Annotated in this window: 13 protein-coding genes, 3 tRNA genes and 1 pseudogene (1 of these 17 only partly in view); 8 read left to right on the forward strand and 9 right to left on the reverse strand. The window is 68.2% G+C overall.

Annotated features, from left to right (window positions below):
* The 3 genes from ACQKDV_RS06825 to ACQKDV_RS06835 form a co-directional block, all read right to left on the reverse strand.
* The coding region (locus tag ACQKDV_RS06825) for an N-acetylmuramoyl-L-alanine amidase (RefSeq protein ID WP_427783009.1) at positions 1-972 on the reverse strand (972 nt) is incomplete at its 3' end.
* Between the two features lie 82 nt (positions 973-1,054).
* Positions 1,055-1,537 carry a tRNA (adenosine(37)-N6)-threonylcarbamoyltransferase complex ATPase subunit type 1 TsaE gene (gene tsaE / locus ACQKDV_RS06830; RefSeq protein WP_427783010.1) on the reverse strand — a complete coding sequence of 161 codons (483 nt, stop codon included), beginning with the start codon at positions 1,535-1,537 and terminating at the stop codon, positions 1,055-1,057.
* Between the two features lie 29 nt (positions 1,538-1,566).
* A complete protein-coding gene (locus tag ACQKDV_RS06835) occupies positions 1,567-3,051 on the reverse strand; it encodes an NAD(P)H-hydrate dehydratase (protein ID WP_427783011.1) in 1,485 nt (494 codons plus the stop codon).
* 23 nt (positions 3,052-3,074) lie between these two features.
* Here ACQKDV_RS06835 and queG point away from each other — a divergent pair, with 23 nt between their 5' ends.
* Positions 3,075-4,145 carry a tRNA epoxyqueuosine(34) reductase QueG gene (queG, locus tag ACQKDV_RS06840; protein WP_427783012.1) on the forward strand — a complete coding sequence of 357 codons (1,071 nt, stop codon included), beginning with the start codon at positions 3,075-3,077 and terminating at the stop codon, positions 4,143-4,145.
* Positions 4,146-4,190: 45 nt separating this feature from the next.
* Positions 4,191-5,522, forward strand: a complete 1,332-nt coding sequence (gene xseA, locus ACQKDV_RS06845; RefSeq protein WP_427783013.1) for an exodeoxyribonuclease VII large subunit — start codon at positions 4,191-4,193, stop codon at positions 5,520-5,522.
* Positions 5,523-6,058: 536 nt separating this feature from the next.
* On the opposite strand, the gene ACQKDV_RS06850 is transcribed toward xseA, so the two are convergent.
* Both ACQKDV_RS06850 and ACQKDV_RS06855 read right to left on the reverse strand, forming a co-directional pair.
* On the reverse strand, positions 6,059-6,955 hold the full coding sequence (locus ACQKDV_RS06850) for a M48 family metallopeptidase (protein ID WP_427783014.1): 897 nt from the start codon (positions 6,953-6,955) through the stop codon (positions 6,059-6,061).
* 89 nt (positions 6,956-7,044) lie between these two features.
* Positions 7,045-8,916, reverse strand: a complete 1,872-nt coding sequence (locus ACQKDV_RS06855) for an SUMF1/EgtB/PvdO family nonheme iron enzyme (protein WP_427783015.1) — start codon at positions 8,914-8,916, stop codon at positions 7,045-7,047.
* 84 nt (positions 8,917-9,000) lie between these two features.
* Between ACQKDV_RS06855 and rnd the strand changes: the two genes are divergently transcribed.
* Positions 9,001-10,089 (forward strand): ribonuclease D, encoded by a 1,089-nt coding sequence (gene rnd / locus ACQKDV_RS06860; protein ID WP_427783016.1) that lies wholly within the window; start codon positions 9,001-9,003, stop codon positions 10,087-10,089.
* A 325-nt stretch (positions 10,090-10,414) separates the two neighbouring features.
* On the opposite strand, the gene ACQKDV_RS06865 is transcribed toward rnd, so the two are convergent.
* Positions 10,415-12,742 (reverse strand): TonB-dependent receptor, encoded by a 2,328-nt coding sequence (locus ACQKDV_RS06865; protein ID WP_427783017.1) that lies wholly within the window; start codon positions 12,740-12,742, stop codon positions 10,415-10,417.
* 119 nt (positions 12,743-12,861) lie between these two features.
* Positions 12,862-13,134 carry a Rho-binding antiterminator gene (locus ACQKDV_RS06870; protein WP_427783018.1) on the reverse strand — a complete coding sequence of 91 codons (273 nt, stop codon included), beginning with the start codon at positions 13,132-13,134 and terminating at the stop codon, positions 12,862-12,864.
* 97 nt (positions 13,135-13,231) lie between these two features.
* On the opposite strand from ACQKDV_RS06870, the gene ACQKDV_RS06875 reads away from it, so the two are divergent.
* Positions 13,232-13,307: transfer RNA gene (locus ACQKDV_RS06875), tRNA-Ala, on the forward strand.
* A gap of 131 nt (positions 13,308-13,438) precedes the next feature.
* Here ACQKDV_RS06875 and ACQKDV_RS06880 read toward each other — a convergent pair.
* Entirely contained in the window at positions 13,439-13,615 is a 177-nt protein-coding gene (locus tag ACQKDV_RS06880) for a hypothetical protein (RefSeq protein ID WP_427783019.1), read from the reverse strand.
* A gap of 375 nt (positions 13,616-13,990) precedes the next feature.
* Here ACQKDV_RS06880 and ACQKDV_RS06885 point away from each other — a divergent pair, with 375 nt between their 5' ends.
* Positions 13,991-14,455, forward strand: coding sequence for a hypothetical protein (locus ACQKDV_RS06885; protein ID WP_427783020.1), 465 nt, complete (start codon positions 13,991-13,993; stop codon positions 14,453-14,455).
* A 27-nt stretch (positions 14,456-14,482) separates the two neighbouring features.
* Here ACQKDV_RS06885 and ACQKDV_RS06890 read toward each other — a convergent pair whose 3' ends face one another.
* Positions 14,483-15,244: an SDR family oxidoreductase gene (locus ACQKDV_RS06890; RefSeq protein WP_427783021.1), complete on the reverse strand. Its 762-nt coding sequence runs from the start codon at positions 15,242-15,244 to the stop codon at positions 14,483-14,485.
* A gap of 32 nt (positions 15,245-15,276) precedes the next feature.
* On the opposite strand from ACQKDV_RS06890, the pseudogene ACQKDV_RS06895 reads away from it, so the two are divergent.
* The 3 genes and pseudogenes from ACQKDV_RS06895 to ACQKDV_RS06905 form a co-directional block, all read left to right on the forward strand.
* Positions 15,277-16,214, forward strand: a pseudogene (locus ACQKDV_RS06895) (bifunctional transcriptional activator/DNA repair enzyme AdaA).
* A gap of 161 nt (positions 16,215-16,375) precedes the next feature.
* Positions 16,376-16,451: transfer RNA gene (locus tag ACQKDV_RS06900), tRNA-Phe, on the forward strand.
* Positions 16,452-16,523: 72 nt separating this feature from the next.
* A tRNA-Phe gene (locus ACQKDV_RS06905) sits at positions 16,524-16,578 on the forward strand (it continues 121 nt past the right edge of the window).

Here is a 16,578-nt window from a genome sequence, read left to right on the forward strand (position 1 = left end):
GATGAACACGTCGCTGTCGCGGGTCAGATAGGCCTTCAGGCCCGGCGTGGCGTTGACCTGGCGGGCCAGCTCGCGTGCTACCGCCAGAGTAACGTCCTTCTCGCGCTTGCCGGTCGGGCCGATCGCGCCCGGATCCTGGCCGCCGTGGCCGGGATCGATCGCCACCACCAGGTGGCGCATGCCCGGCTGCATGCGGATGCGCGAGGCATCACTGGGCATGGCCGGTCGCGGCGCTTCGCTGGGTGCGGCAGGCGTGGGCGCCGGGGCCGGGGCGGCCACCACGGCACGGGTCGGCTGGCCGGCGAGGATCGACGCCGGTGAGGACGGGGGCGGCGTGCTGCCGGCACTGATGCCGGCGGCGGCCACCTGGGCCGGGGTGGTGGTCGGGGCAGGCGCAGGCGCCACAGGTGCGGCCGCACTGGCACTGGCCTGCTGCTGCACCTGGGCGGTCAGCAGCGCGGTGGCGCGTGCAGCATCCCCGCGCGACTGCGCGCTCTGGGCGGCGGAAGTAGTGCTGGGCGCTGGCGCGGCAGTGGGCTGGGCAGTGGGCGCAGCATGGCTGGCGGTGGTCGCCGGGCCATCGCCCGGCCACTCGATCACCAGCGTGGATGCATTGCCTTCGCGCTGCATCTGCGGGCGGAAGGGCGCAACCGATTCGGACAAGTCAAAAACGACACGGAAGGTGCCCGGCACCGGCTGACCGGTACGTACCGCAGTCACCACGCCCTGCGCGGCAGGCATCTTCAGATTGTGCACGGCGCTGGAGTCAGGGAAATCGATCACCAGACGGTTCGGCGAGGACAGCGACAGGGTCTTGTAGCCGCCGCTGCCGACCAGTGAGATCTCGGCGCGGGTGCCGGTCGCACCGGTGTTCAGCTGGACCTGGCGGATCTCACCAGCCCACGCACAGACGCTCGCCAGACCCAGTCCGACGGCGGCACAGATGGCGATGAGACGGTTCCCCAGGCGCATGGCTCAGGATTCAATCACCGCGCTGAACGGAATGCAACACCTTTTTCCTTAATAATCCGTAACCTGCCGGTGTTTGTTCTCGTCAGCCGACAGAAATGGCCTGCAAGTCGCCCCCTTGAGGGAGCCGATCCAGCCATTCCCGGCCTACGTCGCTGAGGCCAGTTAGACGGACCCGCCGCCCCTGACCTTCGATCTCAAGGGCCACCACCAGATCGGTGGGGGGCAGCGCACCGGCGCCGCGCTCGGGCCATTCCACCAGCCACAGCGCCGCACTCCCCTCGTCCAGGCCCAGGAAGTCCAGCTCGCCGGCCTGGCCGATGCGGTACAGATCCAGGTGCCACGCTTCGCCGCCACTGGACAGCGGATAGCGCTCGACCAGGGTGTAGGTGGGGCTGCGGATAGCCCCCTGCACGCCCAGCGCGCGCAGCAGCGCACGCGCCGTGGTGGACTTGCCGGCGCCAAGATCACCGCGCAGCTCGACCAGCGCCTGCGGCGGGCGGGTGGCCGCCAGCCACTGCCCCAGCAGCTCGGTGGCGTCGCTGTCGGCCAGGAAGAATTCAGTCATTGCGGCAGTTCCGGGCAGGAAGAATTCAGTCATTGCGGCAGTTCCGGGTTGGCCAGCCGCCGCAGGGGCGCCAGCAGATCAGTAGGAAGCAGGCCACGCGCGCCATCGAGGGCTGCGGCATCGCCCGCCAGCGCGTGCAGCAGGGCGCCGCCCGCAGCAGCGTCGAAGGCATCCAGCCCCTGCGCGCGCAGGCTGGCAATGATGCCGGTCAGCAGATCCCCCATGCCGCCCACGGCCATGCCGGGATTGCCAGCGGCAATCAGGCGCGGCATGCGACCGGGGGCGGCCACGATGCTGCCTGCGCCCTTCAGCACCACCACCGCGTGGTAGCGCTCGGCAAGAGCCTGGGCACGGCGGTAGCGATCGGCCTGGATCTCGGCCGTGCTGCATTCGAGCAGGCGCGCGGCCTCGCCCGGGTGCGGGGTGAGGATGGCACCGGGCAGCGCGCGCGGGTCACGGGCCAGCAGGTTCAGCGCATCGGCATCGACCACCAGCGGCTTGCCACAGGCCAGCACGCGGCCGAACAGAGCGCGGGCCCAGTCGTCCTGGCCCAAGCCGGGGCCGATTGCCACCACCTTGGCCTTTTCAAGCAGGTTCTGCAGCGCATCGCCATCTTCCAGTGCATGCACCATGGCTTCGGGCAGCCGCGACAGCAGGGGCCCGACATGGTCCGCACGGGTGCCGATGCTGACCAGGCCAGCCCCTGCGCGCAGGCCGGCTTCAGCGGCCAGAGCGATGGCGCCGCCGCTGCCGTGGTTGCCGCCCACGCACAGCACATGGCCTGACTCGCCCTTGTGGGTGTTGGCACGGCGCGGCGGCAGAAGGGCCGGCAGCCGCGAACGGGTCCAGTGCTCGGCCGCCGCTGAAACGCCCTGCCATGCCGCCTTCGGCAGCTGCAGCGGGGCCAGCGCGGGTTCGCCCACGTGCTCCAGCGCGTTGCCGGTATACAGGCCACGGTGCGGCACGATGAACTGCAGGGTGAGCGTGGCACGCACCGCCGCGCCGGGGACGCTGCCGCGGTCGGCGTCGACGCCGCTGGGCACATCCAGTGCAAATACCGGTGCGTCCTGTGCGTTCAACGCTTCGATCACGGCCCGTGCTGCGCCCTCGGGAGCGCGAGCAAAACCCAGCCCGAACAGACCATCCACCCAGATATCGGCGTCGGGCAGCGTTCCGTCAAATTCCGCCAGGGTTCCCCCGACGGACCTGAAATCCGATGTTGCCCGCTGGGCCAGCGGCGTGGACGGCGGCTTGCCCGGCAGGGTCAGCACCGTCACCCGACGCCCAGCCAGCAGCGCATGCCGCGCCAGCACCAGGCCGTCGCCGCCGTTGTTGCCGCTGCCCACCACCACGCCTACGTTCAGGGCCTGCGGCCAGTGCCGCAGCAGGCGCTGCCAGGCGGCCAGCCCGGCCTGGGCCATCAGCTCCCAGCCGCCATCACCAGCCAGCGCCGAGGCCTGCGCATCAAGCGCACGTGCGGCAGCGGAATCGAACAGATCGGCAAGGTTGGCCATGCGGAGATTTTATACTGGTGCGCATGTTCCCCGCCCCTGCCCCTCTCGATCCGGCCCTGGCCGTGCAGCGCATCCGCGACCTCGCCCGCGCGCACGGCTTCCAGCGCTGTGGCATCGCCGGCATCGAGCTGGGCGAGGATGAGGCGCACCTGGCCGATTGGCTGGGCAAGGGCCTGTACGGCACGATGGACTGGATGGCCCGCCATGGCACGCTGCGCGCGCGTCCTGCAGAACTGCTGCCGGGCACGGTGCGGGTGATTTCGGTGGGCATGGATTACAGCCACAAGGACGACACTGAAGCCTGGGCGACCCTGGCCGACCCCGGCCGCGCCTACGTGGCGCGCTATGCGCTGGGCCGCGATTACCACAAGCTGATGCGCAACCGCCTGCAGAAGCTGGCCACCCGGATCAACGACGACGTGGCGCCGCTGGGCTACCGCGTGTTCGTCGATTCGGCACCGGTGCTCGAACGCGCGCTGGCGCGCAATGCCGGCCTGGGCTGGATCGGCAAGCACACCTGCCTGATCGACCGCCATGGTGGCTCGTGGTTCTTCATCGGCGAGATCTACATCGATATCCCGCTGCCGATCGACGCACCGGCCACCGCGCACTGCGGCACCTGCACGCGCTGCATCGACGTCTGCCCCACCCAGGCCATCATCGGCCCGCAGCGGCTGGATGCCCGGCGCTGCATTTCCTACCTGACCATCGAGCACGACGGCGCCATCCCCGAAGACATGCGGCCGCTGATCGGCAACCGCATCTACGGCTGCGACGACTGCCAGCTGGTGTGCCCCTGGAACAAGTTCGCCAAGCGCACCGACGAAGCCGATTTCCGTGCGCGCAACAACCTCGATACCGCGCGCCTGGACCAGCTGTTCGCCTGGGACGAAGCCGAATTCCTGAGCCGCACCGAGGGCAGCCCGATCCGTCGCAGCGGCCACGAGCGCTGGCTGCGCAACATCGCCGTGGCACTGGGCAACGCCCCGGCCGCCAGCGATGCACTGGCCGCCCTGCACACCCGCGTCGACGACCCCTCGCCCGTGGTGCGCGAACACGTGCAGTGGGCGCTGGCCCAGCACGGCGCGCGCTGACGTGCGATCCTGAGCGCCCTGTTCCGCCCGTCATCCGCCGTACCCATGCAGCCACGCAATAACGACGTCCTTACTCCCAGCCAGCTCAACACCCTGGCCCGCGACCTGCTGGAAGGCAGTTTCCCGGCGGTCTGGGTCGAAGCCGAACTGGGCAGCGTGGCACGCCCGGCATCCGGGCACCTGTACTTCACCCTGAAGGACGCGCGCGCACAGCTGCGTGCGGCGATGTTCCGGATGAAGGCGCAGTACCTGAAGTTCGTGCCGCGCGAGGGCATGCGCGTGCTGGCGCGTGGCAAGGTGACGCTGTACGACGCACGTGGCGAGTACCAGATGGTGCTGGACCACATGGAAGAGGCCGGTGAAGGTGCACTGCGCCGCGCCTTCGAGGAACTGAAGGCACGGCTGGAGGCCGAGGGTCTGTTCGACCCGGCGCGCAAGCGACCGATGCCCGCACACGTGCAGCGCCTGGCGATCATCACCTCACCGACCGGCGCCGCCGTGCGCGACGTACTGAGCGTGCTGGGCCGCCGTTTCCCGCTGCTGGAAGTGGACCTGCTACCAACCCTGGTCCAGGGCAGCACCGCCGCTGTGCAGATCACCCGCCTGCTGCAGGCGGCCGATGCCAGTGGCCGCTACGACGTCATCCTGCTGACCCGGGGTGGCGGTTCGCTGGAAGATCTGTGGGCATTCAATGACGAAGCACTGGCGCGCGCCATCGCTGCCAGCGGCACGCCGGTGGTCTCGGCGGTGGGCCACGAAACCGACTTCAGCCTGAGCGACTTCGCTGCCGACCTGCGCGCGCCGACGCCGTCGGTGGCGGCCGAACTGCTGGTGCCCGACCAGCGCGAACTGGCCCTGCGCCTGCGCCGTACGGCCGCGCGCATGGTACAGCTGCAGCGGCACACGATGCAGCAGGCGATGCAGCGTGCCGACCGTGCACTGCTGCGCCTGAACGCACAGAGCCCGCAGGCACGACTGGACCTGTTGCGCCGCCGCCAGCTGGACCTGGGCCGGCGTCTGCATGCGGCCTTCAACCAGCAGCAGGAGCGCCGTGCTGCGCGCCTGCGCCATGCGGCGGCAGTGCTGCGCGGCCACCATCCGCAGCGCCAGCTGGACGAGATGCAGCGGCGCCTGGCCGCGCTGAGTGGCCGCCCGCAGGCGGCGATGCAGCGCTTGCTGCAGCGTGATGCCCTGCGTCTGCGTGGGCTGGCGCGTTCGCTGGAAGCGGTAAGTCCGCTGGCGACGGTTGCGCGTGGCTACAGCATCCTGACCCGCAGTGATGACGGCACGCTGGTACGCGGGGTCGGGCAGGTGCAGGCCGGCGATGCGCTGCAGGCACGTGTCGGTGACGGCGTGATCGACGTGCTGGTCAAGTAAAGGGTTGTTCTGCAGGGCTTGCAGCCCTGCACCTGCTCAAGGCAACGGCCAAAGCCAAAGCAAAAGCGACTCTGGTTTTCTGCTGGTTGGGCGGGGCGGTGTGGGTGGTCAGGACACGCCGTAAACCCGTCCATGGGGGGCTCGATGGCGCCATCCATGGCGCCAACGGTCCTGCCCACCCACACCGCCCCACCTCTGACAGTTTCCCGCGACTGTTGGTGGGTGCCGACCGTTGGTCGGCACATCTGTCAGATATCGAATGAATTCATCCGTGCCGACCCCGTGCCGACCAACGGTCGGCACCCACCAGAGCAGAACCCCGTTCCGACAGATCGCGGAGAACTGTCGAAGGCGGGGTGGGTCCGGTTGAGGGGGCGTGAGCGCCATGGATGGCGCGACCGAGGCTACATGGACGTATTCACGCCGTCCCCCTCAACCGGGCCCACCCCGCCAACCCACGGATAGCCCGCTCTTGACGTTGAAGTTGCCGTTGATTTGCAGCAGGTGCAGGGCTGCAAGCCCTGCCGAACAACACCCTACTTTGCCTGCCCGCAGAACTTCTGCCGATACTCCAGCGCCTTGGGCATCAACGCCTGCAGGTTCTGGATGCGCGTCCCGGGATTGGGATGGGTCGAGGAAAACTCCGGCGGCGACTGCCCGCCACTCGCCTGCCCCATCCGCTGCCACAACGGCACTGCCTCGCGCGGATCGAAACACGCTGCCGCCGCCAGCATCAGCCCCACCTCATCGGCCTGGGTTTCGTGGCTGCGCGCATAGGGCAGCAGATAGCCGTAGCCCATCGCCGACATCATCATCTGTTGCTGCTGCGCATCCATGCCGCTGGCCGCGCCCGCCACCTGGCCGATCTGGGTCAGCTTCTGCTGCGCCATCCGCTGCGCACCATGGCGCAGCAACGCATGGGCAATTTCATGGCCCATCACCACGGCCATCGCATCGGTCGTTCGCGCCACCGGTACCAGGCCGGTGTATACCGCCATCTTGCCGCCCGGCAGACAGAACGCATTGGCCTGATCGGACGGAATGACGTTCACCTCCCACTCGAAATCGCGGGAGAAATGCCCCGGCTGCAGCCCGTGCTCCTGCGCCAGCGCGGTCTCCACCACGTCCACTTTGGCGATCAGCCGCTCGGCAATGGCGCGGATGTCACGCGACATCTGCGCGTTGGGATCCAGCGGCCGCTCCTGCGCCAGGATCTGCTGGTAGGCCTGCAGGCCCAGCGCTTTTTCCTGTCTGGCATCGAGCGTGCTGTCGATCAGCACCTTCTCACCGGTGTAGGGATCCACCGTGCGGTTGGAAAACCAGTAGAACGCCGCGTAGCCTGCCGCCAACAGCAGCACCCACCAGCGGATGTTGCCGAACAGGCCGCGCCGGGGGCCTTGTTGCGGCGAGCGGGAAAAGGGATCGTTGCGCATCGAAGGGCCTTCCTGCAGACCCCGCCGGCTGGCGGGCACGGCGCAATCTTAGTGCGCCACCGCCCATGGCGGGTGAAGTCCAGGCCGCCTCAGATGCCACGCACCAGGCGGAAACCGATGCGTGCGCTGGTGGTGTCCGAATCCTGAGACTGGCGCCAGGCCGCGCGGGTCTGTTCCGGGGCATTGGCCCAGTTGCCCCCGCGGATCACCCGCGAGCGGCAGCCGGGGTTGAACCAGGCCGCGCCATCGGACGGCGCACGCCGGTAGCTGGCGTGCCAGCAGTCGGCCACCCATTCGCTGAGGTTGCCGGACAGATCGTGCAGGCCGTAGGCATTGGCCTGGAAGGTCGCCACCGGTGCCGGCCCCCACCAGCCATCGCCATAGCCGACAAAGGCGTTGTGCCAGTGCCGGCCCGACGGTGAGGTATCGCGGCTGCCGGTGAAGTTGCCACTGCCTTCCGGTGGCAGGCCGGCATCGCCCCAAGGGTAGCGGCCGCTGTTGCCACCCCGCAGGGCGTACTCGAACTCGGCCTCGCTGGGCAGGCGGTAGGAACGGCCGGTCTGTTCGGACAGCCACGCGGCGTAATTCTCGGCATCCCGCACGCTCACATGCATCACCGGCGAATTGCCCATCGCCCGGCTGCCGTCGTAATCCGAGCGCCAGTCCACGCCGCTGCGGCGGATGAAGTTGCCACTGCGCTCATCGTAGACCACCGAGTGGCCACGCCGGGTCGCGCGCGGGCGCGTGTTGGTTGCCTTCACGTAGCGCTCGAAGTCGGCCACGGTGACCTCGGTGATGGCCATCGCAAAGCCGCGCTCGAAGCGCACGTAATGCGAGGGCCGCTCGGCGTCGGTCGCGCCGGGCTCGGCATCCCCGGCCCCCATCTGGAAACCGCCATGCGGCACCACGATCATCTGCGGCCCGCGGCCGCCGTCGCGCAGCGCATCGCTGAACACCTGCCCGGGGCGGAAGCTGCCGTAATGGGTGGCCAGGTCGATGCGCTCGCGCAGCTGCGCCACCACCGGGTCGCCCGGCAGAGCGATACGCAGCGCCTCGGCGAGCTTCCCGCGCGCCGGCTTCAGGCCCTGCGGCGTGGTCAGGTCGCGCAGGCCCGCGTCGCGCAGCTGCACCAGTGCGGCGGCGCGGATCTGTTCGATGCGCTCGAAGGCATCAGCGATGGTCGGCGAGGAATCGCGTACCTTGCTCGCCTCGGCCAGCCAGGCACCAGCACTGGCGAAGTCGCGTGCGCGGGCAGCATCCTCGGCACGACGGATCAACCCGCTTTCCGCGGCCGCCAGGCCCTGCCGCGCGCGCCGGTTGTCCTCGTCCAGGGCCAGCGCCTCACGGAAATTGGCGATGGCACCGTCCCCCTCCTCGCCGATGCGGTCGGCACGCAGGTCGTCCTCACCGGCACGGTTGTAGGCCACGGCGCGCTGTGCAGTCTCGACCCGGCCCTGCAGTGCCCTCACGCTCTCATCCTTCGGTGCCAGCGTGAGCAGCACCAGCGCCTGGCGGCCAGCCTCGGCCAGCGCTTCGCGCTGCTTCAGCGGGCGCACCAGCAGCGCATCGGCCTGCTGCAGCAGCCGCTGCCGGGCCCGCTGCAGCCCGGCGCGGGCGTGGCGGTCATCGGGGTTTTCCTCCTGTACCGCCAGCCACAGCGGTATGGCTGCATCGGCATCTTCATACAGGTGGCCACGGGCGAAGGCCTGCTCGGCCGCGCGGCGCAGCTTGGCCTGGCTGCGCTGCTGCCGGTCCACCCGGGGCGGAATCCACTGCTGGATGTCTTCGGCGGCATTGTCATCGGCGATGGTCACCGTGCCCTGCCCCGCCGCGGCCTCCGGATTGGCCTTGGCTGGCTGTACGCCCTCGCCGCCCGTGGCAGGCACCGGAGGCGACGGCGTACAGCCGGCCAGGGCCACAGCCAGGGCGGCACACAGCGCGGACGACAGCGGAAAACGCAAGCGGGAGCTCCTTCAACACGGACGCGGACCGACGTTAGGCTATTCTCCCCTGCCTGAGCAAACCCGAGTAGTAGGCCCTGACACGTGGCAATCTGGATCACCACCCCCGCCGAGCTGGACGCATACCGCCAGCAGCGGCCGACCCGCATCGGCCTGGACACCGAATTCATCCGTGAACGCACCTTCTGGCCGCAGCTTGCGCTGGTGCAGATGGCCGTGGGTGAGGACATCCTGCTGATCGACCCACTGATTCCCGGCATGCCTGAAGCGTTGGCGCCGTGGCTGACCGATGAATCCATCACCAAGGTAATGCACAGCGCCAGCGAAGACCTGGTGGCGTTCAAATGGACCTGCGGGGTGCTGCCGCGACCATTGTTCGACACCCAGATCGGCGCGGCGCTGGCCGGCATCGGGGCCGGCATGGGCTACCAGAAGCTGGTGCAGGAAATCACCGGTGTCGCCCTGGCCAAGGGCGAGACACGTTCGGACTGGATGCGCCGCCCGCTGTCCGAATCGCAGCTGCAGTACGCCGCTGACGACGTCGAGCACCTGTTCGCGCTGCATGACGCGATCAACGGCAAGCTGCAGGCGCTGGGCCGCCAACAGTGGCTGCACGACGATGCCGAGCGTCTGCTGGCCAACGTGGCCAACGATGAAGAGCGCTGGCCGCACCTGGGCATGCGCGCGGCGCAGTTCCTCGACGCACCGGCCCAGCACCGGCTGTTGCGCCTGCTGCGCTGGCGCGATGTGCAGGCCCGCAACAGCGACCGCCCGCGCAGCTGGATTCTGGACAACGAGCTGGCCGCCACCCTGGCGCGCACGCCTCCGGCCGATCCGGCCGCGCTGGGCAAGCTGTTCGAGCAGTTCCCGAAGGCGCCGCGCAAGCTGGCCGGCGCAGTCTGGCAGGCGCTGTCCACGCCCCTGGACGACGAGGCCGATGCACCACTGGCGATGCAGGCCAGCGATGCCGACAAGAAAACGGTGAAGAAGCTGCAGGACGCCGTGGCCGAGCGCAGCCGCGAGCTGGGCCTGGCCGATGGCGTGCTGGCCTCGCGCAAGCACCTGGAAAGCTACCTGGAATGCCGCCAGTGGCCGGCCGCACTGGCCGGCTGGCGCCAGCAGGAACTGGAAGCGCGCCTGCAGGCACTGCTGCCGACGCCATCCTCACCGTAGCCCAGCGAGGTCCGGCCGGGTAGAGTCGACTGTCAGTCGACTACCGCGCGCAGCGCGGGCTGCCCAGCCGCATCACCAACAGCAGGCGACTGACAGTCGCCTCTACCGGGCCTTGGGCATCCTCACCGTAGCCCAGCGGGGTCCGGCCGGGTAGAGTCGACTGTCAGTCGACTACCGCGCGCAGCGCGGGCGGTTCAGCTGCATCGCCCAAGGCAGTTGACTGTCAGTCGATTTTACCGGGGCGCCGCCATCCTCATCGCAGGTCGCGAAAACGACAACGCCCCGCAGCTGCGGGGCGTTGCCGGTTGATGCATGAAGCCGGTGCTTACCAGTTCATGTTCAGCGAGACACCCACGGTGCGCGGTTCGTTGTAGACCGCAGCCATGTAATTCTCGATCACACCCTTGAGGTTCTTCTCGTTGGTGATGTTGCGTGCGAACAGTGCCACTTCGTAAGCACCGTAGTTACCGGAGTAACCCAGCTTCAGGCCACCCTCGAAATCACCCTTGGAGTTGAACTCCTTGCTGTCGTACAGGACGAAGCTGGTGTAGCCCTGCTTGTTCCAGTCGGTGGACACGAACATCGTGCCGGCATCGCTGACCGGGAAGTCGTAGCGCGCAGCGAAGTTCACGTTGTACTTCGGTGCATTCGGCAGCGGATTGCCGTCGATCTGGGCGAACGTGTTCGCACCAACCTTGATGGTCGAGTCGTTCACGGTGCACACCACTGCGCCGTTCAGGGCGCACACCTGTGCGTACACGCGCTTGTCCTGGATCTCGCTGTGCAGGAGGCTCAGGCCGGCGCTCAGGGTCAGGTTCGGGATCGGGCGCAGTTCCATGTCGGCTTCAAAGCCGTAGGCCTTGGCCTTGTCAGCGTTGAACAGCACGCCGTTGCCATCGGAGTCATTGCCGTTGAGCTGGATGTCGTTGACGGTGTAGGTGAACGCGGTGGCGTTCAGGCGCAGGCGGTTGTCCCACAGACTGCTCTTCACGCCCGCTTCCCACGACAGGATGGTTTCCGAATCAGCGGTGGTGAAGTCAGCGTTGAACACCGCCGAACGGCCCTGGATGGTCGGACCGCGGAAGCCGCGTGCGACCTTCGCGTACGCGCTCACGTTCGGCGTGAACTGGTACATCGCGCTCAGGTCCCAGCTCGGGGTGGTGTCGGACATCTTCACGTCCGTACGGCCCTTGTAGGTCACCACGCCGGCAGCGGTATCAGCGGTCTTCAGCAGACGGGTGTGCTTCTCGTCCTTGGTCTGGCGCAGGCCAGCGGTGATGCTGAACTTGTCGGTGAAGGCGTAGCTGATCTGGCCGAAACCGGCCCACGAGGTATTCTTGTTGCGCAGGCGCACCCAGTTGTTCGGGTTGCGGGCCGCGCCCTGCAGGAACCACGCGCGCTGGTAGAAATCGGTGGTGTCGCTGCCATTGAAGTAGAACGCACCGGCCTGCCACTGCAGGGCGTTGTCATCATGGCTGGCCAGGCGGAATTCCTGGGTCCACTGGTCCAGGTCGCGGATCTGGCCCATCGACTGGCCGTAGCCGTTCGGCACGCCGTTGACCGGGAAGTTCACCGCCGCACCGCCATCGGTGTCACCGCGGCTGTAGCCGGAAGTGGTCTCGTAGGCAGTGATCGAGGTGAAGTCGACCGCGCCGAAGTCGTAGCGCGCCTTCACCGAGCCGCCGTAGGTCTTGTAGGCCTGCGGGTTGTTGTCGGCTTCGTCATAGGCGACCTTGTCGCGCGGCACATCGGTCTGGTTCGAGCCCTTGGTCAGCGCATTGCGCAGGAACAGGGTCGAGGTGCCGTCGTAGTCGCGGGCGTGTGCCGAAGCCAGGATCGAGAACTGGTCGCTGGGCTTGAGCAGCAGCTGGGCACGCACGTTGCGGTCATCGAAACCGCCCATCGCGTTCTTCTTCGGGCTGACCGTGCCATCGGCGCTGGGGCCGGTGTAGGTGTTGTCGACGTAATCGTCGCGGTGCTGGTACAGGGCCGACACGCGGAACGAGGCGACGTCGTTGATCGGGCCACCGAAGCCACCATCGAGGGAAACGCTGTTGTAGCTGGCGTAACTGGCGCTGACGCGGCCGGTGTACTCATCGGTGGGCTTGAGCGTGTCGAACTTGACGATGCCGGCGGTGGTGTTGCGGCCGAACAGCGAGCCCTGCGGGCCGCGCAGCACTTCCACCTGGTCCACGTCATAGACCGGGTTGGACTTCAGCACCACGTGTTCCAGCACCACGTCGTCCTGGATGATCGACACCGGCTGCGAGGCACCCAGGTAGAAGTCGATGTTGCCCAGACCACGGATGTAGAAGCGCGGGAAGATGCGGCCGGTGGTGGTTTCCGCATACAGGCTGGGCACACGACCGGACAGCGCCAGCAGGGTATCGTCGCCGCCGGCGGTGAAATCGCGCATGCGCTCGCCCTGCACCACGCCCACCGACACCGGGACTTCCTGCAGGTTCTGCTCGCGGTGCTCGGCGGTCACGGTGATCGTGTCCAATGCGGTCGCACTCGGCGCAGCGTCCTGCGCAGCGGCGCCGAAGCTGGCCGCCAGGGCCAGACTGGCGCAGGCCAGGGCCAGCGGGTGACGACGGAAGGAAACGGAGGACGACATGCCCGACGAACGGCGGGAATCGGTATGGGAAGGCATCGAGAGCTCTAAGGAGGCATCCGTACGGCCTGCGCGGGCCGGACGGTAGAGGGGGAGACACTGCGCAAGCCTCCATTATCGCCCGGATTGTTACGATTTCGTTGCGCACTACGTCGCAGTCAGCTTCCCGCCCGCTGCAGCAAAGTTCGCCACGCCTCCATTCCTGCGGCGCACCGGAAGGACCCGGCCCGAGCATCGCGCGCGCCCGGCTGGCCATCGGCGCCCACGGTCGCCACCGCGTGCAGAAGATCCAGGCGGATGCGGTGCTCACCCTCGGACGCATCCAGCAGCAGGAATTCCTCCTTGTTGGCAGTACTTCCGGTCGTACGCGCACGCGCGATGAAGCGGCGGCCATCGTGCAGGTCGCACTGCAGCCGACGATGGTCGGTCATGTGGTGTTGCCCGTTGGCGGCGGAGCGCGCAGCATGGCACGGCGGCCGCGGCGCTGCTTGGCAAGCCCTGGCGGCGGCGCTACACTGGCGCTGCCGTGGGGCCATAGCTCAGCTGGGAGAGCGCGTCGTTCGCAATGACGAGGTCGGGAGTTCGATCCTCCCTGGCTCCACCACTATTCAAGGAAGCCCGTAGATCACAACGATCTGCGGGCTTTTTCTTTGGACCACAGGCTGCGGGAACCCGTTCGCGCCCGGCCCGGACGCGAAGTTCGCGCGCAATGCCCCTTCCCCACCTACACCCCACTCAGCCCGGCGCCTGGCTGCCGTCTTTCCGCTGCGGGCGGCGCGAATGCGCGTCATGCACCTGCTGATCCTGCTGACCGGGCCGCTGCCTGGCGACCTCATCCTGGCGCCGATCCTGGCGGCTCTCCTGCGCCCCCTCACGGGCCTGCTGCTGGTTGGGGTTCTGCGTGTCGTTCATGGAAGATGCTCCCGCCGGCAACAGGCCGGCCTGACCATGGCATGCTGGACGCGTGCCAGTGATGCGACGGTCATGCCGCTGCGAGAGGCGCGTGCACGCGCCGGGCGGCCCGCAGCCCTGCACGCACTTGCGCACGGCAAATGGATGCCCGCAGGCGCTGCAGGAGCAATGGCCAAAGGCCAGTTCCAACCATTTCCCGGAGCGCGCATCGCCGTCCCTGCGTACCCGCTGCGGCGGTGGACGGATGCGCGTCCTTCCCGGTCAATGCGATGTCTACCCGGCATGACCGATCCGCCTCGCGTTTGGACAGCAGGCTTGTGCCTGCCCCATGCACGCGGCCACACTCGGCCCTCCCGAACCGCACAAGGATGCGCCATGACCCGTACTTCCCTGCTTGCATCGCTGTTCATTCCCCTGCTGCTGGCCAGCGGTTGCGCCCACCGCCAGGCCGTGCAGGCACCGCAGGCGCCTGGCGTGATCGTTGCCGACGCGGCCGTCCGCGCCGCGCAGGACGATCCAGCGCGCGGCATCACCGGCACCTTCGCACTGAAGGTGCAGGCCATCGGCAGCGATCAGCGCATGCTCTACCTCAGCAGCGAACGCGACTACCGCCATCCGTTGAACATCTCGCTGGCAATCAGCCCGACGCTGCAGCCCGCCCTGGAAGACACGCTGGGGGTGAAGCTCGCCACGCTGCAAGGCCGCCGCATCCTCGTCAACGGCACCGCACGTCGGGTCCGCATCGCCTTCATCAGCGGCAACGGCCAGCCCAGCAACAAGTACTACTACCAGACGCAGATCCGCGTGACCGACCCGGGCCAGGTGCAGCTGGCTCCGTGATCCCACAGCGCCGGGCCGCGCGCCGCGTCAGGTGCGGGTGATCGACACCCCGCCTTCCACGCGCAACGCGCTGCCGGTGACAAAACTGCTCTCGTCGCTGGCGAGAAACAAAGCGGCGTTGGCGATCTCCACCGGCTCGGCCATGCGCTTGAGCGCGTGCAGCGAGCGCACGAATGCACGCGCGTCCTCGCTGTCTGCCGCCTGCCGCCCCATGTCGGTATCTGTACCGCCTGGCAACAGCACGTTGCTGCGGATGCGCTGCGCGCCGTACTCGGCCGCGATCACCTGGCTCAGTCCCACCAGCCCGGCCTTGCTGGCGGCATAGGCGGCCATGCCGGGAAAGCCCACGGTCTGGCCGACAAAGGTGCCGATGAATACCAGCGATCCCCCGCCGCGGGCCAGCAGCGCTGGCAACTGGGCACGCGCGGCATGGAAGGCGGCATCCAGATTGGTTGCCATCACCTGCCGCCAATCCTCCGGCGCCAGCTCGGCCGTGGGGCGGCTGGGGCCGAGCATGCCCGCGTTGTTGATGGCGATGTCCAAGCCGCCATGGGCCTGCCGTGCCAGCTCGACCAGGGCCTGCGCGGTAGCGGGGTCGGCAACGTCACCGGCATGCACCACCACCTCGCCGCCCGCGCTGCGGATGTGGGTGGCCAGTTCCTGCAGGGGCTGCAGCCGCCGTGCGTTGAGTACCAGCCGCGCACCTTCGGCGGCAAACCGCAGCGCGCAGGCGCGGCCTATGCCGGCGCTGGCGCCGGTGATGAGGGCAGTCTTGTCGTGCAGGCGCATGTCCGGTCTCGTTGGCGGAAGGTACCGCCACGGTGCCGTCGCGGCGGCACCCGCACACTCCGTTTCCTGCCATCGGCAGCGGTGCAGGAAACGGAGTGTCCGCTCACCTGCCGCATGCCAGAATCCGCCCATGGATACGTCCGCCCCTCATGCCGATGCCCGTGTCGAACGCGTCTGCCGTCTCCTGCAGGACAGCGTGGACGAACCCTCACTTCAGCAACTGGCCGATCTCGCCGGGTGCAGCCCGACACTGCTGCACCGGGTGTTCAAAGATGCCACCGGCGTGACCCCCAAACAGTACGCCGCTGCGCTGCGCGCCGATCGCCTGCGCGAGGGCCTGCAGCAGCGCGGTCGCATCACCGATGCCTTCTACCAGGCAGGCTTTGGTTCCAGCGGCCGCTTCTATGAAAACGCCCCGCGCCTGCTGGGCATGACGCCGCGACGCTGGCGGGCCGGCGGCCAGGGCGAAATCCTGCACTTCGCCATTGCCGAAACCACCCTGGGCAGTGTGCTGGTGGCCAGCAGCGGCATCGGCGTGGTCGCCATCCTGCTCGGCGATGACCCGGACGCGTTGCTGCGATCGCTGCAACAGCGCTTCAGCCGCGCCGAACTGGTCGGTGCCGATGCCGGCTACGAACAGCTGGTCGCGCAGGTGGTGGGGCTGGTGGAAGATCCCGCGCGAGGCGCGAACCTGCCATTGGACATCCGCGGCACCGCGTTCCAGCAGCGGGTGTGGCAGGCCCTGCAGCAGATTCCGCAGGGGAAGACCGCGTCCTATGCCGACATCGCCGCGCGCATCGGTGCGCCCCGGGCCAGCCGCGCGGTGGCCCGCGCCTGTGCCAGCAATCCGCTGGCGGTGGCCGTGCCCTGCCACCGCGTCGTGCGGCGCAATGGCGACCTGTCCGGCTACGCCTGGGGCGTGGAGCGCAAGCGCGAACTGCTGCGCCGCGAAGCGCCCGCCAGCGCCTGACCGCCCGCACCGTATCGTGCCCCGCCCCCGCGTCCCAGGATCAAGCACTTGCGTGCACGCGGTCGGCCATGTGAAGGTTTTTTGCCAAAACGCTTGCCGAAAGCAGTTGACCTCCGTAATATGCGCGTCCTCGGCAGCGACCTCGCTGCAACGAAACAAGTGGCCGAGTAGCTCAGTTGGTAGAGCAGGGGATTGAAAATCCCCGTGTCGGCGGTTCGATTCCGTCCTCGGCCACCACGTTCGAAGGCCTGCAGAAATGCAGGTCTTTTTTTTCCGGCCACTGCGGATGCGCGGTTGGCCTGCCAAACTGGCCGAGTAGCTCAGTTGGTAGAGCAGGGGATTGAAAATCCCCGTGTCGGCGGTT

Origin of the sequence: Stenotrophomonas sp. NPDC077659 (assembly GCF_050268705.1) — a bacterium.
Classification (GTDB): Bacteria; Pseudomonadota; Gammaproteobacteria; order Xanthomonadales; family Xanthomonadaceae; genus Stenotrophomonas.

Bases quoted from the DNA above. Each gene is read 5' to 3' on its own strand.
- tsaE (WP_427783010.1), bottom strand. From the start codon at position 1,537: ATGACTGAATTCTTCCTGGCCGACAGCGACGCCACCGAGCTGCTGGGG.
- ACQKDV_RS06835 (WP_427783011.1), bottom strand. From the start codon at position 3,051: ATGGCCAACCTTGCCGATCTGTTCGATTCCGCTGCCGCACGTGCGCTT.
- queG (WP_427783012.1), top strand. From the start codon at position 3,075: ATGTTCCCCGCCCCTGCCCCTCTCGATCCGGCCCTGGCCGTGCAGCGC.
- xseA (WP_427783013.1), top strand. From the start codon at position 4,191: ATGCAGCCACGCAATAACGACGTCCTTACTCCCAGCCAGCTCAACACC.
- ACQKDV_RS06850 (WP_427783014.1), bottom strand. From the start codon at position 6,955: ATGCGCAACGATCCCTTTTCCCGCTCGCCGCAACAAGGCCCCCGGCGC.
- ACQKDV_RS06865 (WP_427783017.1), bottom strand. From the start codon at position 12,742: ATGCCTTCCCATACCGATTCCCGCCGTTCGTCGGGCATGTCGTCCTCC.
- ACQKDV_RS06870 (WP_427783018.1), bottom strand. From the start codon at position 13,134: ATGACCGACCATCGTCGGCTGCAGTGCGACCTGCACGATGGCCGCCGC.
- ACQKDV_RS06880 (WP_427783019.1), bottom strand. From the start codon at position 13,615: ATGAACGACACGCAGAACCCCAACCAGCAGCAGGCCCGTGAGGGGGCG.
- ACQKDV_RS06885 (WP_427783020.1), top strand. From the start codon at position 13,991: ATGACCCGTACTTCCCTGCTTGCATCGCTGTTCATTCCCCTGCTGCTG.
- ACQKDV_RS06890 (WP_427783021.1), bottom strand. From the start codon at position 15,244: ATGCGCCTGCACGACAAGACTGCCCTCATCACCGGCGCCAGCGCCGGC.